Genomic DNA, 16,366 nt, shown 5'->3' on the forward strand with positions numbered 1-16,366 from the left:
CTTCAACCAGGAGAAGCACCATGCCTTTGCACGAAGACGTCGTGAGCGCCGTGGCGATCGGCAACCTGAAATCGATCGCGGAACAGCCCGCCATGATCTCCAATCTGGCGTTTTCCAACCTCACTGCCAACACCGATCTGGCCCAGAAGAACGCCGTGTCCAACCAGCAGGCGATGAACGGGCTGGGCCTGTCCATCGTCGCCAAGGCGGCCAATACCGTGAGCAACCTCGGTCCGCTGGAAGCGCGCTCGGCGGTCGACATCCTGACAAACGACGAACTGGCCCAGACCATCGCAGACCTCAAGGCGACGGTTCAGGCGTTCGCCAGCCGTTGAGCCCGGGTCGTCCCGACTCGCTCTGAACCGGAGAGCGCATCATGCTTCACGATGAAGTAGTAGAGGCGGTTGCCATCGGCAACTTGAAGTCGATCGCGGAACAGCCCGCCATGGTCTCGAACCTGGCGTTTTCCAACCTCACTGCAAACACCGATCTGGCCCAGAAGAGCGCCGTATCCAACCAGCAGGCGATGAACGGGCTGGGCCTGTCCATCGTCGCCAAGGCGTCCAACACGGTGAGCAATCTCGGCCCGCTGGAAGCGCGGTCCGAGGTGGACGTCCTGACCAACAACGGCGTGGCCCAGGCCATCGCCGACCTCAAGTCGGCGATCGAAGCCTTCGCGGGTCCGCAAGGTGGGGACGGGCCGGTGGTCTGGAGCAAGGTGGTGAAAGCGCTGCTGAAGCTGGGCGTGTACCTGGACGAGGCCGGTCACCTGATCGTCCCGAAAGGCGTACCTGTGATCCGGATTCCCGGCAATTTCACCAGAGAGGACGTACGCGTCAGAGCCGACCAGAACGGTCTCGTCATCGAGATCAAGGCGTCCTGATCGCAATGCGGCAACAAAGGTGAGGCAGCCGACAGGCCGCCTCACCTCTTCCAGGAGCAATCGACATGGGGACCATCGAGATCGAGATCGAGGCGGGAAGCGGCGCCGGCAGCGCAGGCGTCGACATTCCGGCGATCGCGCTGGCAGGCTTGCTCGAGGCGCAGCAGCCGGCTTCGCTCGTCAACCTGGCCTATTCCAACCTCGTTGCCAGCACCAGCCTTTCCCGGCAGAACGCCACCGCCAACCAGCAGGCCATGAACGGGCTCGCTCCGCCGATCGTCGCCCAGGCGGCCAATGGCGCAAGCCAACCCGGGCCGCTGCAGGCGCGTTCGGCGGTCGGTGTCCTGGCCGACAACGGGTTGGCGCATGCCATTGCCGACCTGAGAGCCGTCTTCGCCGTACTGGCGTCGCCCGACGATATCGCATCGCCATGACGCCCGCCGAGGACGCCTCCGCGCCCGCGCCGTCGATGGAAGCCTACAACCGCGGGGTGTTGGCGCAGATCGAGGACCGGATCATGCAAGGACTGCGCGCTTCCATGCGGACCGCCGAGTACTGCGTGGTCCGCAACGCCACGACCGGCGTGTGCGCGGTCGTGGCCTCCGGCACCACTGGCGAGGACCCGCATCGCGTGTTCGGGCCAGCCGAATTCGCGGAGTGCCTGCACTACATCAATACCACCGTGGTTACGCGCATGGCGGAACAACCGGAGCGGCATCGCCGCCATCACGCTTCACGTCGCCCGCAACCGGATCCACCGTCTCCCTGCAACGCTCCGGAGAGGAACCAGGAATGAGCCAGCCTGAAACGATCAAGCAACTCGCCAAGATCACCCAGGACATCGCCGACTCGATGACCAAGGTCGCCGTCAACGTCGCGATGCTCGGCGTGCAGGGCGACGCCGACGAGCAGATGCGCACCATCACCGAGGAGAACAACAAGGTGCTCGATCGCATCCGCCAGCTCTACAACCTGCCGGCGCCGCCCCCATGAGCGCGAGCGGACGGATCGTCGATATGCCGCTGGCCGCGGCCAATGCCTTGAATGCCAGCGCCCTGCCCAATGCGGAAGCGGCGTATCGCCTGATGATGCAGATCCTGCAGGACGGCCAGCAACCGCTGATCTTCGGCTCGCTCGCGCTCAGCGCCGCGGCGATCACGGAAGGGCTGGCCAGCTATGCCGCGACCATGGCGCTGTCGCCTGGCTCCGGGGGCGACCGTGGCGACGGCGAATGAACCACGCCCGCTGCCGGCGCGGATCGTGGTGGCGGCGTTCCAGGACGCAGGGCCCACCCAGGGCGACGCCGGCGACGGCGAGGGCGATTTCTTCCTCGTCCAGGCCGCCAGTCCCGACGTCCGCCTGGCCGCACCCGACCAGGACTGGCTGCAGTTGCAGTCACCGGTTTCCCTCGCCCCCGCCCTCAGCCGGATAGGCTTCAGCGCTGTCGACAACGCCGGAGCCGCACGTAGCGCCTCCGTTCCGCTGGAGGTATGCGGCAGGTCCTATCGCGTGGAGTTCGTGCAACAGTCCGGCGAGCTGGTGCAGATGCAACTGGCACGGACGCTCAATTCGCCGCTCAACCTCGATTGCCTGATCGCCGTCTGCTACGTCGCCGGCCTTATCGAGAAGCTGTCGCCGCCGCTCGAGGTGATCGCCCTGTCGATCGCGATCCTGGCGATCGTCGCTCTGGCCTTGACCGTCGCGATCGCACGGCACGCCTTCGTGCGCGTCCCCGAACCCAGGCCGCAGTCCGTGGATACAGGCGGCGTCCCCATCGTCGTCGTACCCGGCTTCCCGTCGCCCGCGCTTCCTCTCAAGTCCTTGCGCGCCGAGGACCAGACCATCGCCCTGCAGGCGGCCAGGGCGGTCTATCGCTTGATGCAACAGCTGGAGGAATGACCGCCGCCATCCCCGCGGGCTCGTCCCCGCATTGCCCAACGCCGATACCACACTCCAGGAGGATCACGATGAACGCGAAGAATCCGTCGATGGACGACATCGAGTACACCTCGCTGTTGCCCCTGAGCTACATGGTGCCCACGTTTTATCCCACGCTGCCGGGCGTGCCGCAGGCGGTCGGCGGCGCGCCCCAGGTCCGGCTTGCCGATCCCGATCTGCAGGCCCGGGCGCAGCGCCTGATCAACGTGCTCTACCTGGCCGCCACCGAGTTCAAGGACCTGGACGGCATGAACGATCCCGAGGCGCTGAAGGTCTTCATCGCGCCGGAGTTCTACTTCCGCAAGGCCTCCGAGCAGGAGGCGGAACAGGGGCGATTCCTGCGCAGCACGAGCTTCGGCTCCTATCCCGAGAGCGCGCGCTTCGTGCTGGCCGAGGCGCTCCACGAAGCCATCCATCAATCGCCCCTGTTCAAGGATTGGGTCGTCGTCGCGGGAACCATCTGTTCCCAGCTCCCCCGCAACCCACCGCACAGGCTCAACCTGCTCAACACCGCATTGATGCTGCGCGGCCGGCGCGGCGCGATGGACGCCAGCATGCCCTACATGCTCATGGAGAAGCACTACATCTCCAACATCGATGGCCCGCCCCAGAACTGGCATGCCAATCTCGATCCCACGACCACCTACAGCTTCCGCCTCAACCCGGACCAGGAACTGGACAACCTGATCTTCTGGGACGGGATGGCCGTGGGCCTGGAAGTCTGCCTCGACCACAGCATGCAGGTGGTGGCCAACGCGATGAACGTGATGAACCAATCGCTGGGCACCACGCCCAACGCCCTGGACCTGCAATTGGTCACGTCCTGCGGCATGTCCATCGTCAACCAGGCAGTGGCGGTCTCCGATGGGTCTCTGGTGATGCTGACCGACGGCATGTCGCATTACCTCGACCGGCTTCCCGAGCCGGTCTTCCAGATCGGGCGCTACGATGCGGCGGCGGGCCGGGTCGACCAGTTGGACACCCGGAACTTCGAGTTCCTCGAACTGCCGAGGACGCAGGACTACCAAGTGGAATACTTCGGCGGCCGATACAACCGGCTGGGGCGACGCCAGGGTGTCTGGCGCGGCGAAGCACTGCCCCTCTCGCGAGGATAGGAATGGCGCACCGCGCGAGAAAGCCCGGCAGGTCCGGCGACCGCCCCTGCAACGAGGCCCAGGACGAAGCTCGGATGCCGCCGCAGGAAACGCGGCGCGGCGGCATCCGCTCCGCTCAGAGGTAACCGCGCTCCCACGGGCCTTCGATCGCGAAGGTGATGCCCGGCGTCTGCAGGTTGACGAACAGGGTCCGCCCTTCCGGGCTCCAGCAGGCGCCGCAGAACTCGCTCTCGCGGTAATCGCCCTCGCCGATCGCCTTGCCGGCGCCGGCGATCTGGGTGGAGGTGAGTTCGACGTTGTTCTTCAGCAGGTGGAAGGCCTGCCCGGTGCGGGTCAGGCCGACCAGGCGCGTGCCCGGCCCGTACCGGTCCGGGCTGCCCGAAGGCGCCGCGTCCGGATCCTCGCAGAGCACCACGCCGCCGCGCGGGCTCACGGTGATGTTGTCCGGATTGTGCGCGGCCAGCTGGTTGCCGCTGACGAACAGCGCGCGCAACCGCTGGCTCGCCAGGTCGAGCACCCACACCGCGCCGTAGCCGCGGCCGCGGCGCCCGTTGCCGTCGATGCCGGTGCTGGTGTCCACGATGAAGACCCGCCCATCGGCGTAGAAGATGCCCTCGCCCCGGCTCATGCGCAGCCCGCCTTCGCTCCAGGCTTGCGCGAAGGGGCCGCTGAGGGTGCTGCCGGGATCGACGTCGGGGAAATCGCCGGGAGCGGCGACGGTGTCCAGGTCCGGATCGGGGATGTCGAACCATTCCAGCTGGTATTCGTCGCCGATCCCGGCCACGACCAGGTCGGCATTGCGCCGCCCGCGCACGCGCGCCGCCTGCAGGCGCCCGCCGTTCTCCAGCGCGCCGGCGCGGCGCGAGCGATCGTGCGGAATGAAGCGGTACAGGCCGGCCTTGTTGCGGTCGTCCTCGGTGAGATAGATGTAGCCCGTGCGCGGGTCCACCGCGACCGCCTCGTGGCTGAAGCGGCCCATGTCCACCAGCGGCCGGCCCGTGGTGCGCCCGGCGTCCGGGTGCACCTCGAACACGTAGCCGTGCCGGCGCCCGGTCGAGGACTGGGCGTCGGTCTTGATTTCCTCGCAGCTGAGCCAGGTGCCCCAGGGCGTGCGTCCGCCCGCGCAGTTGACCAGCGTGCCGGCCAGGCTGGCCTCGGCGCCGAGCCATTCGCCGTTGCGGAAGCGCAGCGTGGTGGTGCCGCCGCCGGCGCGCGCGCCGTTGGCGTCGAGCGTGCCGGTGTCGTAGGTGCCGGGCGCGCGGAACGGCGCCTGGTCGGTGCCGATTTCATGATTGCGGATCAGCACCAGCTCCGGACCGCGGCCGCGGCCGCCGTGGCCTTCGCGCTCGCCGCGCAGCATCACCGCCATGCCGTCGTGGCGCGAGGGCACCGCCTGGCCATCCGCCATGCGGTCGCCGGTCCAGGCGAAGGAGCTGTAGCTGAAACCCGGCGGCAACAGCAGCAACGGCAACCCGGTGCTGCGATCGAGCGCCGGCGCGAGATCGCCGTACGGGCTGGGAATCGGCTCGAGCCGGGTCCTGGGATCGGCCGCGGCCTGCGCCTGGCGGGAATACAACGCACCGAGGCTGGCGATGGTGCCCATGGCCATGGCGGCGGCCCCTTGCTTGAGCACCTGGCGACGAGAGCGACTGAACGTGTTCATGCGCGACTCCTGGCTGGGATGCTTCCAAGCTAGGAGCGCGCGATAACGGCCGTATGACAGGCGGACGGACCGGCCGCCCGGGCCGGCTCAGCTGGCGCGGGACGCCTCGCTGCGCATCTGCGCCGAGAGCTGCCGCTTGAACTGCTCGAACTCCATGCCCAGCGCCTTCGCCTCGGCGTGCGCGGCATCCTTCAGCGCGTCGGAATAGGCCAGCCGCACCGGCGTGCCCTGCCGCTCGTGCAGCTCGCCGGCCTGCATGATCAGCGCCAGCACCTGCGCGGCGCTCTCCGACTCGCCGGCGATGCGGCCGTCCATGCCCAGCACCCACAGGCCATCGCGGCGCACGATGCCGGCCAGCAGCTTGCGGCTCTGGTCGCGCAGCTCGGCATGCGGCTCGATCGGCGAAGCCGGTACCGCGTTGGCCTCGGCCTGGCGGCGGGCCCGTTCGACCTGCTTCTTGCGCGCCTCGCGGCGCGCCTTGGATCCGATCGACATTCGATGTTCCTCGAAGAAAACGTGGATTCAACCCTGCCCGGCCGACGCGGCCATGCGCGCCTCGCGCAGCTGGCGCCGGCACACCCGCCGGTCCCAGCGCCAGAATAGCCAGCCGCTCAGGAAGAAGCCCGCCGCGCCCAGCGCCAAGTGCACCGGCTTGTCGCTCAGCAGCGGCGAGAGCACGCCGGCGACCACGGTGTTGACCATCAGCTGGGTGAACGCCTGCAGCGACGAGGCCAGGCCGCGCTGGGCCGGGTACATGTCCAACACCGCCAGCGACAGGATCGGGAAGATCAGCGCCATGCCCAGGCCGCCGACGAAGATCGGCAGCACCGCCCAGGGCAGCGCGATCTGTTCCACCGCGAAGTTGTAGCCGAGGTTGCCCAGCGCCGACAGGCCGCAGCAAATGAAGCCGATGCGCACCTGGCTGCGCGCATGCAGCTTGCCGGCCATGCGCCCGGACAGGAACGCGCCCAGGGTCAGGCCGCCGATGGTGGGCAGGAACAGCCAGGCGAAATCGCCCTCGCCCAGGTGCAGGTGCTGCATCACGAACACCGGCGCGGAGGCGATGTAGAGGAAGATGCCGGCGAAGTTCAGCGCGCCCGCCGCCGCCAGCCGCTGGAAGCGCGGATTGAAGCCGATCGTCAGGTAGTCGCGCAGCAACGGCCCCGGCTTCAGTCCGCGCCGCGCCTGCACCGGATGGGTTTCGGGCAGCCATGCCAGGGTCGCCAGCAGCAGCAGGCCCGAGAACGCGACCAGGAACCAGAAGATCAGCGGCCAGCCCGCGCCGACCGCGAGCAGCCAGCCGCCGATGATCGGCGCGATCGCCGGGGCGATGCCGAAGATCATCGACACCTGGCTCATCAGCCGCTGCGCGTCGTGGCCCTCGTACAGGTCGCGGATCACCGCGCGGCCGACGATCATGCCCACGCCGGCCGAGACGCCCTGCAGGGCGCGGAACGCCAGCAGCGTGCCGAGGTCGCGCGCCAGCGCGCAGCCGGCCGAGGCGGCGATGAACATCACCAGCCCGCCGACGATCACCCGCTTGCGGCCCCACGCGTCCGACAGCGGCCCGTGCACCACGCTCATCAGGCCGTAGAACAGCAGGTAGACGCTGATGGTCTGCTGGATCGCCACCTGGTCAACGCCCAGCCGGTGCCCGAGCTGCGGGAACGCGGGGAAGATCATGTCGATCGAGAACGGGCCGAACATCGCCAACCCGGCGAGCAGCAGTGCCAGGCGGTGGGTGGAGGGCGTGGATGCGGTCATGCCGGGGTCCGGGAACAGGCGTCGGAGGACGCATTCAGGCACCGGCCCCGAGCGGGGGCGGTGCCTGCGGAGAAAAAGGATGGCGCACATGATAGCCCGGCCGTCCCGCCTGCCGCTGAACGCGCCGTCACGCGGCCGTGCCGGGGCGGGCAAACCGCTATAATCGCCCCGCTACATGGTGGGAGAAGCGGCCACCGCCGCTGCCGAAGGCGCAACGCCCGTAATCGCTCAGGCCCGATACCACCCGCAACAAAACTCTGGAGAGACCGGTTAGATCCGGCGCCGAAGGGGCACCAGACGCAGGCAGGCCACGCCGCGCCGCGTCTCCAAACTCTCAGGCAAAAGGACAGAGGGGCACGACCGGAAGCCTGCATGCCTCCGTTCGTCGTTCCCGCGGGAGCGGGAACCCAGGGGCGCGTCGCGCGCGAAAAGCGACGTCCTATGGATTCCCGCCTGCGCGGGAGCGGCGACCGGAAGCGGGGCCTTCGCGTTCCCCTCTGCCCTGACGGAAACTTCTCCATGTCCAAGCCTTCCCTGCGCGATCTCGAACACCACGACGCCTTCGTCTCGCGCCACATCGGCCCCAACGACACCGAGATCGCGCAAATGCTGCGCGTGGTCGGCCACGATTCGCTGGACACGCTGACCGACGCGATCGTCCCCGGCCGGATCAAGTCGCCGGCCCCGCTGGCGCTGCCGGAAAGCATGACCGAGGAGGAAGCGCTGGCGAAGATCCGCGCGATCGCCAACCGCAACACGGTCTTCCGCAGCTTCATCGGCCAGGGCTACTACGGCACCCATACGCCGAAGGTGATCCTGCGCAACGTGCTGGAGAACCCGGCCTGGTACACCGCCTACACCCCGTACCAGGCGGAGATCTCGCAGGGCCGCATGGAGGCGTTGATCAATTTCCAGACGCTGTGCGCCGACCTGACCGGCATGGAGATCGCCAACGCCTCGCTGCTGGACGAGGCCACCGCCGCCGCCGAAGCGATGACGCTGGCCAAGCGTTCTGCCAAGTCCAAGTCGAACCTGTTCTTCGTGCACGACGCGGTGCATCCGCAGACCCTGGAGCTGCTGCGCACCCGCGCCGAACCGCTGGGCATCGAGCTGCGCGTGGGCACGCCCGAGGAGGCGCTGGAGGCCGACGCCTTCGGCGTGCTGCTGCAGTACCCGGACACCTTCGGCCGCATCGGCGACCACAAGGCGCTGGCCGAGGCCGTGCACGCGCGCGGCGGCCTGGTCGCGGTGGCGACCGACCTGCTGGCGCTGACCCTGATCGCCGCGCCCGGCGAATGGGGCGCGGACATCGTGGTCGGCAACAGCCAGCGCTTCGGCGTGCCGTTCGGCTTCGGCGGCCCGCATGCCGCCTTCATGGCCTGCCGCGACGCCTACAAGCGCTCGATGCCCGGCCGCCTGATCGGCGTATCCATCGACGCCCAGGGCAATCCCGCCTACCGCCTGACCCTGCAGACCCGCGAGCAGCACATCCGCCGCGAGAAGGCCACCTCCAACATCTGCACGGCGCAGGTGCTGCTGGCGGTGATGGCCTCGATGTACGCCGTCTACCACGGCCCGGACGGGCTCAAGCGCATCGCCACGCGCGTGCACCGCTACACCGCGATCCTGGCCGCCGCGCTGCGCAGCGCCGGGCTGCAGCTCAACGACACCTTCTTCGACACCCTCACCGTCGAAGGCGTGGACGCCGAGGAAATCCATACCTACGCCAGCCACGCGCGCATCAACCTGCGCAAGATCGATGGCCGCCGCGTCGGCATCAGCCTGGACGAGACCGCCACGCGCCAGGACGTGGTCGCCCTGGCCAAGCTGTTCGGCGTGCAGATCGACGACATCGAGGCGCTCGACGCGGAAACGCCCGACGCGCTGCCGGCCGGCCTGCGGCGCACCAGCGCGTTCCTGACCCATCCGGTGTTCAACACCCACCACAGCGAGCACGAGCTGCTGCGCTACCTGCGCTCGCTGGCCGACAAGGACCTGGCGATGGACCGCACGATGATCCCGCTGGGCTCGTGCACCATGAAGCTCAACGCCACCGCCGAGATGATCCCGGTGACCTGGCCGGAGTTCGCCAACATCCACCCGCTGGCCCCGGCCGCGCAATGGGCCGGCTATCGCCAGCTGATCGACGAGCTGGAAGCGATGCTGGTGGAATGCACCGGCTACGACGCGGTCAGCCTGCAGCCCAATTCCGGCGCGCAGGGCGAATACGCCGGCCTGCTGGCGATCCGCGCCTACCACCGCTCGCGCGGCGAGGGCCACCGCGACATCTGCCTGATCCCGGAATCGGCGCACGGCACCAATCCCGCCTCGGCGCAGATGTGCGGCATGAAGGTCGTGGTCACCAAGTGCGACGCCAACGGCAACGTCGACGTCGAGGACATCCGCCGCAACGCCGAGAAGTACAGCGACCGCCTGGCCGCGATCATGATGACCTACCCGTCCACGCACGGCGTGTTCGAGGAGGACGTCGTGGAGATCTGCGAGATCATCCACGCCCACGGCGGCCAGGTGTACACCGACGGTGCCAACATGAACGCGCTGGTCGGCGTGGCCAAGCCCGGCAAGTGGGGCTCGGACGTCTCGCACCTCAACCTGCACAAGACCTTCTGCATCCCGCATGGCGGCGGCGGCCCGGGCGTGGGCCCGTGCGCGGTGAAGTCGCACCTCGCCCCCTTCCTGCCCAAGGTGTTGGGCGGCGAAGGCGAAGTCGGCATGGTGTCGGCGGCGAGCTTCGGTTCGGCCTCGATCCTGCCGATCAGCTGGATGTACATCACCCTGATGGGCACCGCCGGCCTGCGCAAGGCCACCCAGGTCGCGCTGCTCAACGCCAACTACGTCGCCAAGCGCCTGGCGCCGCACTACAAGACGCTGTACACCGGCCGCAACGGCCTGGTCGCGCACGAGTGCATCCTGGACGTGCGCCCGCTGGAGAAGACCAGCGGCGTCGGCGCCGAGGACATCGCCAAGCGCCTGATCGATTTCGGCTTCCATGCGCCGACGCTGAGCTTCCCGGTCGCCGGCACCTTGATGGTGGAGCCGACCGAGAGCGAATCGCAGCACGAGCTGGACCGCTTCATCGACGCGATGATCCAGATCCGGCAGGAGATCGCCGCGATCGAGGACGGCCGCCTGGACCGCGAGGACAACCCGCTCAAGCACGCCCCGCACACCGCCACGGCGGTGTCCGCCAGCGAATGGGCCCACGCCTATCCGCGCGAGCTGGCCGCCTTCCCGCTGCCTTCGCTCAAGCAGGCCAAGTACTGGCCGCCGGTGGCGCGCGTGGACAACGTCTACGGCGACAAGAACGTGATGTGCGCGTGCATCCCGGTGGATGCGTACAAGGACGATGCCGTGGAGGCGTGAGCCTCCCGTACCCGGCAGGACAACGGCCCGCTTTGCGGGCCGTTGTCGTTTGGGGCGGAGTCTCCGCTATCGGCGTTTCGTGGGAGCGACTCTGGATGGCCTCGGGCCATCCAGAGTCGCTCCCACATGGGGACACGGGGCAGTGGGGACGGGCTACTTCAACTGGAGCGCATGCCCGAACCTGGCCCCGTCCACCTGCTCCACCAGCTTCGCGTTGGCCAGCGCGCGGTACTCGCTCGGGGTCATGCCGGTGGCGGCCTTGAACTGCCGCGTGAAGGCGCTCTGGTCGCTGAAGCCGCAGGCATGGCCGATCTCGGTCACGCTCTGCTTGCCGTGCAGCAGGTGCATCGCCATCTGCAGGCGCAGCTTGGCCAGCACCTGCTGCGGCGTGAGCTGGAACACGCGCCGGAACGAGCGCTGCAGCTTCGACATCGAGAAACCGGTGATCTCCACCAGCGTCTGCATGCGCACGTTTTGCGCGTAGTTCACGTGCAGGTACGCCAGCGCCAGGCGCAATTTCTCGTACTGCGCGTCGTGGCCGTCCTGCGGATCCAGGTCGCGCGAGATGCCGATGATGCCCTGCACCTCGCCATCGACCCGCAGCGGGCGCTTGCAGGTCAGGCACCATCCCGGCTCGCCGTTGGCGAACAGGTGCAGCTCCAGCACGTTGTCGATGGTCTCGCCGGCCAGCACCCGCTCGTCCTGGTTGGCGTAGCTGGCGCTCAGCCCGCTCGGATAGACCTCCACCACGCGCTTGCCGATCAGCTCCTTGCGCGACTTCAGCCCCAGCCGGCGCAGCATCGTCTGGTTGACGTGCGTATAGCGCCCTTCGCGGTCCTTGACGAAGAACAGCACGTCGGGCACCGCGTCGAACAGCGCTTCGAGATCGGCGGGATCGATGCTTTTCATTTCGGGACTCGGGACTCGGGACTCGGGACTCGGGACTCGGGACTCGGGACTCGGGACTCGGGACTCGGGACTCGGGACTCGGGACTCGGGAAAAGCATCTTTGCCTGGGTCCGGTTGTCAAGCGATCCGATGCTTTTTTGCAGGTTTTTGGCTTTCTGGCTTTCTGTAGGAGGGACTTCGGTCCCGACAGCTGGCCAGTAAAGCCCTGTCGGGACTGAAGTCCCTCCCACAACAGCACGCGATCCGAAGCAGGCTTGTCGCTTCGCCGAGCCCGAGTCCCTAAGCCCGAGTCCCGGCTTCCCCGGCACAGCCCGTCGAGACTGAAGCCTCTCCCACAACGACACTCGACCAGAACCAGGCTTGTCGCTTTTCCCAGCCTCGGGTCCCAGCCTCCAACTCAATCCCCGATATGCTGCTTCAACCACGCATTGACGGTGTCGTGCCACAGGATGCTGTTCTGCGGCTTGAGCACCCAGTGGTTCTCGTCCGGGAAGTACAGGAACTTCGACTCGATGCCCTTGCGCTGCGCGGCGGTGAACGCGGCCAGGCCCTGCTCGACCGGGATGCGGAAATCCTGCTGGCCGTGGATCACCAGGATCGGCACCTTCCACTTGTCCACGTGCAGCACCGGGTTGAACTTCTCGTAGCCGGCCGGGTTCTGCCACGGCGTGCCGCCGTTCTCCCACTCGCTGAACCACAGCTCCTCGGTGCTGTAGCCCATCATGCGGTTGTCGAACACGCCGTCGTGGTCGACCAGGCACTTCCACGGCTGGTTCCAGTTGCCGGCGATCCAGTAGGTCATGTAGCCGCCGTAGCTCGCGCCGAGCGCGCAGGCCTTGTCGCCGTTGAGGAAGCCGTACTGCTGTTGCGCCGCGGTCCAGCCCTTCTGCAGGTCTTCCAGCGGGCGGTCGCCCCAGTGCTGGCTGATCGCGTCGGTGAATGCCTGGCCGTAGCCGGTCGAGCCGTGGAAATCGATCATCACCACCGCATAGCCCTGGCCGGCGTAGGTCTGCGGGTTCCAGCGATAGCTCCAGCCGTTGCCGAAGCTGCCCTGCGGACCGCCGTGGATCAGGAACGCCACCGGGTACTTCTTGCCCGGCTCGTAGTTGTACGGCTTGACCACGTAGCCGTGCACGGTCTCGTCGTTCCAGCCCTTGAAGCTGAATTGCTCGAAGTCGCCGAACTGCACGTCCGGCAGCTTCTCGGCCGCGCTCGGCGTGATCTCGCGCAAGCCCTTGGCATCGCCGTCGGCGACGAGGATCTGGTCGCCGCTCTTGAGCGAGTTGCGGGTGAAGGCCAGGGTCGAGCCGGCCAGCACCGGCGAGCCCACGCTGCCGCCGGCGACCAGCTTCTCGACCTTGCCGGAGGCGATGTCGATACGGAACAGCGGGTGCTCGCCCATGTCGTCGGCGCTGGTGTAGATCGAGCGGCCGTCGGGGGACAGCACGATCTCGCCGGCCGAGCGGTCCCAGTCCGGCGCGATCTCGCGGGTCTTGCCGCTGCCCAGGTCCATGACCATCAATCCGAAGCGGTCGGCCTCGAAGCCCGGGCGCTTCATCGCGCGGTAGTACAGGCTCCTGCCGTCCGCACTGAACACCGGGCCGGCATCCCAGGCCAGGTTGGTCCTGGTCAGGTTGACCGGCGAGGTGCGGCCGTTGGCGTCGAGCCGGTACAGGTCGAAGTTGGTCGACCACGGCTCGGCGCAGCCTTCCACGCGGATGCTGGCGACGACCGAGGTGCCGTCGGGCGACCAGGCGTAGTCGTCGTTGCCGCCGAACGGCTTGGACGGCGCATCGCCGGGAATGCCGGCGCTGATCGCGGTGGCCTCGGTGATCGGCTTGGCCTTGGCCTTGGCGGGCAGGTCGGCCACGAACAGGGTGTTGCGGCGGCCGTCGTTCCAGGCGTCCCAGTGGCGCACGAACAACGAATCGAACACCTTGCCGGACGCCTTGGAAGCCGCGCTCTCGTCGACCTTCTTCTTGGTGCAGGCCAGGTCGGAACCGCAATCCTGGAACACGCCGGCGCTGAACACGATGCGCTCGCCGTTGGGCGAGAGCTTGAAGCTGTCCACGTCGACCGCGAAGTCGGTCAATTGGCGCGGCTTGCCGCCGGTGGACGAGACCGCATAGAGCTGCTGGCTGCCGGACTGGGCGCTCAGGAAGTACACCGTCTGGCCGTCGGCGGAGAACGCGGGCGAATTGACGTTCCAGCCGTCCGGCGTCAGCTGCTTGGGCGGCGCCAGGTCGCGCGTGCGCAGGTCGCGCACCCACAGGCTGGTGCTGGCCTTGGTCAGCTCCGGGTTCATCTGGCGCTTGGCGAAGACCAGCACGTCGCCGTTCGGGCTCAGCGTCGGCGAGGACACGCGATCGAGGGCGACCAGGTCGCGCACCTCGAAACCGCGCGCACTGGCCAGGACGGGCAGCGCGGCCAGCAGGGCCAGGGGCAGCAAGGCAGTACGAAGCTTCATCGGGGTCTCCCGGAACGGCAAAACGCCGATGGTAGAGGCCGGCCCGGCCAAGGCGCAAAGGACTGAAGTCATGCCCGGCCCGCCTATGGGAGCGGCTTTTGTGGGCCTTCCAAGCGCGAAGGGCGGCCCACGGCCGCCCTTCGCATGCTTACCGCGACGCCGCGGCCATCACCCCGCCTGCTCGCCCTTCTTGCCGGTGCGGTACAGCAGCCAGCCGACCAGGGCCAGCACGACCAGGCCCACCCATTGGCTGAGGTGGAACATCTCCGGCAGCGCCAGCACGTCGGCGCGCCCGGCCGCCACGATCGGGATCGCGATGGCGATGCCCATCAGCGCCTCGCCGGTGATCAGCCCCGCCGAGAACAGCACGCCCGGGCGATGCACGCGGTCGCGCGCGTCCTCGTCGTCCACGCGCACCTTGTGGAAGCGCTCGACCAGGTGCGCCAGCAAACCGCCGAGGAAGATCGGCACCATCAGCTCCAGCGGCAGGTAGATGCCGATCGCCGCGGCCAGCACCGGCACGCGGAAGTGCGCCTTGCGCGACTTCAGCCACTCGTCGAGCGCGATCACCAGCGCGCCGACCACCGCGCCCAGGCCGATGAACGTCCAAGGCAGCTCGCCGCCGAACAGGCCGCGCGCGACCGAGGCCATCAGGTTGGCCTGCGGCGCCGCCAGCGCATTCGGATGTTCCGGGGTCGGCGCGCCGATGCCGTAGGCCTGCGCCAGCAGGTTCAGCACCGGCGCCATGATCAGCGCGCACGAGAACGCGCCGATGCCCAGCATCAGCTGCTGTTTCCACGGCGTGGCGCCGACCAGGTAGCCGGCCTTCAGGTCCTGCAGGTTGTCGCCGCCGACCGCCGCCGCACAGCACACCACCGCGCCGATCATGATCGCGGCCACCGCGCCCAGCGGCGCGCCGCCGACGCCCACCGGCACCAGCCCGCTCTTGCCGAGCAACAGCACCAGCACCGCCGAGGCGAACAGGATGGTGGAGATGGTGATGCCCGAGACCGGGTTGTTGGACGAGCCGATCAGGCCGGCCAGGTAGGCCGACACCGACACGAACAGGAAACCGGCCACGATCATGATGATCGTCATCGGGATGGAGACGTGCCACTGCTGCACGATCGCCTGGTACAGGCCCAGCAGCGGCAGGATGAAGACCACCAGCGCCACCAGCATCCACTTCATCGGCAGGTCGCGCTCGGTGTGCGCCAGCGCCGGGCCGCCGCTCTTGCGGGCGGCGGCGAAGCCGCTCTTCATGCCGTTGAGCAGCGACTTGCGCAGCGAGAACAGCGTCCAGATGCCGCCGATCAGCATCGCGCCGACGCCCAGGTAGCGGATCTTCGCGCTCCAGATCGCATAGGCCGCATCCGCGGCCGAGGCATCGGCCAGCCTGGCCGCCAGGCCCGGGTCGCTGCCGGAGAAGAACGCCTGGTAGAGCGGGATCGCGATGTGCCAGGATAGGATCGAGCCGGACACCACCACGATGCCGACGTTCAGGCCGACGATGTAGCCCACGCCGAGCAGCGCCGGCGACAGGTTGGTGCCGAAGAATGCGGTGACCTTGGAGCTGCCGGCATAGGCCGACTGCACCCAGGTATCCGGGATCACCCGCAGGCCGCTCGCCGCGGCCAGCTTGACCAGCGCGCCGATCGCGCCGGACAGCGCCAGGATCTTCAGGCCCGGGCCGGGGTTCTCGCCGGCCTTGAGCACCTCGGCCGCGGCCTTGCCCTCGGGGAACGGCAGCGGGTCCTCGACGATCATCGAGCGCCGCAGCGGCACCGAGAACAGCACGCCGAGCAGGCCGCCCAGGCCGGCGATGCCGAGCACCCACCAGTATTTGAAGTCCGGCCAGTAGCCCATGATGACCAGCGCCGGGATCGTGAAGATCACGCCGGCGGCGATCGAGGAACCGGCCGAGGCGCCGGTCTGGACGATGTTGTTCTCCAGGATCGTGCCGCCGCCCAGCAGGCGCAGCACGCCCATCGAGACGACCGCCGCCGGGATCGCCGTGGCGATGGTCAGGCCGGCGAACAGGCCCAGGTAGGCATTGGCGGCCGAAAGGACCACCGCCAGCACGATGGCCAGCAACACGGCACGGAAGGTGAGCTGGCGCGTCTGTGCGTCTTGGCTCATTGGGAGGACCCCCTGATGGCAAAAAATCCGCCACACGCTAGCGTTTGCCCGCCTGCAAGTCCAGCTGCAGGGCGGCATGCACGGCCCCTCATCCGCCCCTTCGG

Annotated in this window: 15 protein-coding genes and 1 riboswitch; of the genes, 9 read left to right on the plus strand and 6 right to left on the minus strand. The window is 68.3% G+C overall.

Annotation, left to right across the window (positions count from 1 at the left end; all coding sequences use genetic code 11):
* The first annotated feature begins 20 nt into the window (after positions 1-20).
* The 8 genes from FD678_RS11095 (at position 21) to FD678_RS11130 (ending at position 3,936) form a co-directional block, all read left to right on the plus strand.
* Positions 21-335, plus strand: a complete 315-nt coding sequence (locus FD678_RS11095) for a R body protein (RefSeq protein WP_140723032.1) — start codon at positions 21-23, stop codon at positions 333-335.
* A 41-nt stretch (positions 336-376) separates the two neighbouring features.
* Entirely contained in the window at positions 377-883 is a 507-nt protein-coding gene (locus FD678_RS11100; RefSeq protein WP_140723035.1) for a hypothetical protein, read from the plus strand.
* Positions 884-948: 65 nt separating this feature from the next.
* Positions 949-1,317: a hypothetical protein gene (locus FD678_RS11105; RefSeq protein WP_218569654.1), complete on the plus strand. Its 369-nt coding sequence runs from the start codon at positions 949-951 to the stop codon at positions 1,315-1,317.
* Positions 1,314-1,679 carry a hypothetical protein gene (locus FD678_RS11110; RefSeq protein WP_140723038.1) on the plus strand — a complete coding sequence of 122 codons (366 nt, stop codon included), beginning with the start codon at positions 1,314-1,316 and terminating at the stop codon, positions 1,677-1,679. Before FD678_RS11105 ends, FD678_RS11110 begins: the two co-directional genes overlap by 4 nt.
* Positions 1,676-1,876: a Ras family protein gene (locus FD678_RS11115; RefSeq protein WP_140723041.1), complete on the plus strand. Its 201-nt coding sequence runs from the start codon at positions 1,676-1,678 to the stop codon at positions 1,874-1,876. The genes FD678_RS11110 and FD678_RS11115 overlap by 4 nt, the downstream gene beginning before the upstream one ends.
* Positions 1,873-2,118: a hypothetical protein gene (locus FD678_RS11120; protein WP_140723044.1), complete on the plus strand. Its 246-nt coding sequence runs from the start codon at positions 1,873-1,875 to the stop codon at positions 2,116-2,118. The genes FD678_RS11115 and FD678_RS11120 overlap by 4 nt, the downstream gene beginning before the upstream one ends.
* On the plus strand, positions 2,102-2,782 hold the full coding sequence (locus FD678_RS11125; protein WP_218569655.1) for a hypothetical protein: 681 nt from the start codon (positions 2,102-2,104) through the stop codon (positions 2,780-2,782). Before FD678_RS11120 ends, FD678_RS11125 begins: the two co-directional genes overlap by 17 nt.
* Positions 2,783-2,850: 68 nt before the next feature.
* A complete protein-coding gene (locus FD678_RS11130) occupies positions 2,851-3,936 on the plus strand; it encodes a hypothetical protein (protein WP_140723047.1) in 1,086 nt (361 codons plus the stop codon).
* Between the two features lie 115 nt (positions 3,937-4,051).
* On the opposite strand, the gene FD678_RS11135 is transcribed toward FD678_RS11130, so the two are convergent.
* The 3 genes from FD678_RS11135 to FD678_RS11145 all read right to left on the minus strand — a co-directional run bounded on the left by FD678_RS11135 (position 4,052) and on the right by FD678_RS11145 (position 7,363).
* Positions 4,052-5,599, minus strand: coding sequence for an alkaline phosphatase PhoX (locus FD678_RS11135; RefSeq protein ID WP_140723051.1), 1,548 nt, complete (start codon positions 5,597-5,599; stop codon positions 4,052-4,054).
* Positions 5,600-5,686: 87 nt separating this feature from the next.
* Positions 5,687-6,094: a hypothetical protein gene (locus tag FD678_RS11140; RefSeq protein WP_140723054.1), complete on the minus strand. Its 408-nt coding sequence runs from the start codon at positions 6,092-6,094 to the stop codon at positions 5,687-5,689.
* A gap of 27 nt (positions 6,095-6,121) precedes the next feature.
* A complete protein-coding gene (locus tag FD678_RS11145; protein WP_140723057.1) occupies positions 6,122-7,363 on the minus strand; it encodes a multidrug effflux MFS transporter in 1,242 nt (413 codons plus the stop codon).
* A gap of 247 nt (positions 7,364-7,610) precedes the next feature.
* A riboswitch (glycine riboswitch) is annotated at positions 7,611-7,723 on the plus strand.
* A 159-nt stretch (positions 7,724-7,882) separates the two neighbouring features.
* Here FD678_RS11145 and gcvP point away from each other — a divergent pair.
* Entirely contained in the window at positions 7,883-10,747 is a 2,865-nt protein-coding gene (gcvP, locus tag FD678_RS11150) for an aminomethyl-transferring glycine dehydrogenase (RefSeq protein WP_140723060.1), read from the plus strand.
* A gap of 153 nt (positions 10,748-10,900) precedes the next feature.
* Here the strand turns inward: gcvP and FD678_RS11155 are convergent, their stop codons facing one another.
* The 3 genes from FD678_RS11155 to FD678_RS11170 all read right to left on the minus strand — a co-directional run bounded on the left by FD678_RS11155 (position 10,901) and on the right by FD678_RS11170 (position 16,262).
* Positions 10,901-11,656 carry an AraC family transcriptional regulator gene (locus FD678_RS11155; protein WP_140723063.1) on the minus strand — a complete coding sequence of 252 codons (756 nt, stop codon included), beginning with the start codon at positions 11,654-11,656 and terminating at the stop codon, positions 10,901-10,903.
* Between the two features lie 397 nt (positions 11,657-12,053).
* Positions 12,054-14,123 (minus strand): S9 family peptidase, encoded by a 2,070-nt coding sequence (locus FD678_RS11165; protein ID WP_140723066.1) that lies wholly within the window; start codon positions 14,121-14,123, stop codon positions 12,054-12,056.
* A gap of 168 nt (positions 14,124-14,291) precedes the next feature.
* Positions 14,292-16,262, minus strand: a complete 1,971-nt coding sequence (locus tag FD678_RS11170) for an OPT family oligopeptide transporter (protein ID WP_140723069.1) — start codon at positions 16,260-16,262, stop codon at positions 14,292-14,294.
* Positions 16,263-16,366 lie beyond the last annotated feature (104 nt).

This window comes from Pseudomonas sp. Hp2, assembly GCF_006386585.1.
GTDB lineage: Bacteria > Pseudomonadota > Gammaproteobacteria > Xanthomonadales > Xanthomonadaceae > Pseudomonas_S > Pseudomonas_S boreopolis.